A 2,873-nucleotide genomic window follows, 5' to 3' on the forward strand; every position below is an offset into this window, starting at 1 on the left:
ACCTGTTCTCTTTTTAAGATTATTAATTATTTGTATTCACCAATATATCATTGCTAACTCTTATCTGTGCCCCGGTGTGTTGGGCAATCTGAGATTGTTTTCCTTTTTCAGATAGCGTTCCGTTCTTTTTTACATACCATAAGATTCAGTTTTCACCGCGTCACCTGACTGTCAGTTCTTTAGTTTGAAGACGAACAGATTAATACTTGCCGGCCCGACGGTCAGTTCACCTACTGACGGTACGGAGGCCGGACCTGTTATCTTCACATTTTCAGGCCTTCCGGGTTCGTTGGTGGCCATGATATCAGGTGCCGTGACTTGCCAGAGCTCACCCTCACCGGTAACAGTGCCGTTTAGCAGGGTGACAGGGATTTTCACTTTGTCCCGGGTGGCATTGACAACAGAGATTGTCACTGTCTGGCCTTCGCTGTCAAGCGTGGCTGCAATATCAACAGGCCTCGTTTCGCCGCTGACCGCAACAGGTATTGTACCGAACTGCTGCCTGTAAAGCTTGAGCACCTGTCCGGTGGCATCAAGGATTGAACTTGTTGTGTTGGTTTTTATACATCCTATTACGTTGACTGTCTGAGCATAGTTTGCCATGAAAACCATGTCACTCTGCCTTGAATACTCGTTCAGACCGGCAGCAATACCCATGGCATCACGCATGAAGTAGCGTGTTCCCAGCTCTCCGTAGATATGGGGGCCGTACCAGTAGTTCCACTCATCCATGCATATACGGATATCCTTACCTTCAAGCTGGGGTATCTCCTTCCTGTACTGACGGTGGGCTTCAGCCTTCTCCCTGATTGCATCGGGGATCTGCTTCACGTGGGTCATGAGCCCTCCTCCATGCCAGTCCTGACGATAAAAGTGCTCGCTGATCAGGTCCATGCTTTCCGAGCAGTTTGTAAGCACCATCCGGTCCCAGTCGCCCAGCTCGCCCACGGCAATGAGCTTGATGTCAGGGTCAACGCTTCTCATTGCATCGGCGAATGCATTGTGCTTTCTGACAAAATCCTCAGTTGACATGTGCCCCAGTTGCCAGTTACCATACATCTCATTACCTATTGACCACCATTTCACATTCCATGGTTCAGGATGGCCGTTGGCAGCCCTGAGTCTGCCCATAGGCGTTTCGGCGGAGCCGTTGCAGTACTCAACCTCCTCGCGTGCCTGTTTTGAATCACCCAGTCCGGCGTTAACTGCAATGTAAGGTTCAGTACCCAGTATTTCGCAGAAGGAAATGAATTCATGAAGGCCCACGTCATTGTGCTCCACACCCTGCCATGCCGGGTTCTTGCGCGGTGGTCTCCTGTCTCGGTCACCTATGCCGTCCTTCCAGTTATAGCCGCTGACAAAATTGCCCCCGGGCCAGCGATATACCGGTGCGTTGAGCTCCTTCAGCAGCGCTATGACGTCTGAACGGAATCCCTCTATATTGTCTGATGGCATCAGGCTGGCAGTGCCTACCCACACCTTTCCGTTGCCCTCCGGCTCGATAGTCAAGGAAGCATTGTGAGTCATTGCGCCGGATTGATATTTCAGCGGATAGGCAGAAAAAATAGTGCCCAGCTTGTCAATCGTGACACTCTGTGACTCCTCACCCCGGCTCAAGGTGACCTTCACGGCAGTAATACCCGGTGTAGCCTTCAGAATAATCCGACCCTCATATTCAAGATCCGGCTTGAGGCCGAGGCCTGACTGTTGAATGCCGGCAGCGCCACTGCCATCAACACCCAGCACCGGGGTTTTATCACCGGTAAAAGGATTTGCCCTGTCAACCGAAAAGAGCTCCCTCTTGCCCTTAACCTGCCATGGTGATTCCCTGTCACCGGGCAAATACCAGAACTTACGGTCTTCAAGCATCTCAGCCCATATCCCTCCATAGATGCAACGGCCAAGGTGCTCAATGAACTGTCCGTAAATATACTCTGACATTGATTCCTTTTTGTCGGCGACATCAATGGTGACCGCCGTGTTGAAGTTCTCCGATCTGAGCAGTTCGAGGGACATATCATCAAACCATGCTCTTCCCGAGGCCGGGCCGTCCAGACCGAGCAGACAGGAGAGAATTGACGAGTCATCATTACCGGTTTTGAATACGAATTCAATCTTTTGCCAGTCATTGGTTCCTGTCAGGCCTGTATATTCAGCATCAAAGGCTTCGAATCGGAAGCCGGCGCCTTTGCCACCGCGTGACTCTACCCCCTCAGTCTTAACCCAGCCGGTGAATTTGTACTCAGACCATGGCTTGAGTTCAACTTTCGTCATCCACCTGCCTCCGGAAGGCCGGTTGCTCTGCAGCATCAGGCTCCGATTCCCATGATGGGCTTCGTAGTCATAGAAGGCAATCATGCCCCCTCTGCCGGACTCGGCAATCCATCCGGTCACAGTCGAACCGACTCCCTCTTCGGCCGAAGGGTTGGTAATCAGTGTGTTCTGAACCCCTCCTCCGGAACAGGAGGAGAGGAACATGGCAGCAGTAAAAATCAACAACAGGTTTCTCATGAGAGTTTAAAATTTATTATTATCGTTTTATTTAAAACATAAAAGACCAGTAAAAAGCAGCCTTTTACTCCTGATTCAGAATCACAAAACCATGCAACTACCTTCTCCAATCATTTACTCAGCCTCTTATGCGGTTTCTCCAAACAAGCTTCGACGTGGCATCCGTTCGATAAGTCTCTTTCCTGTTTTCAGCGTTGGGACACCCAAAAGCAATGTTCACATTGATTTATAATGATTTACGTGGGTGTCCCGGATAAGTGCGGAATACAGGATATACTAGGTTTACCCCCTGTCACTTAATTATTACCTCATGTATTCCCGAGGAAAAATCCTTGTTGAGTTTCACGTTTATTCTGATGGCA

At 49.9% G+C, this 2,873-nt stretch carries 1 protein-coding gene; it reads right to left on the reverse strand.

Going from position 1 to position 2,873, the window contains the following annotated elements:
* Positions 1-171: 171 nt before the first annotated feature.
* Complete coding sequence (locus tag GX466_09245) at positions 172-2,274, reverse strand: alpha-L-arabinofuranosidase (protein ID NLH94380.1); 2,103 nt, start codon at positions 2,272-2,274, stop codon at positions 172-174.
* Positions 2,275-2,873 lie beyond the last annotated feature (599 nt).

This window comes from Candidatus Cloacimonadota bacterium (assembly GCA_012516855.1).
In the GTDB taxonomy this organism is placed as follows: Bacteria; Cloacimonadota; Cloacimonadia; order Cloacimonadales; family Cloacimonadaceae; genus Syntrophosphaera.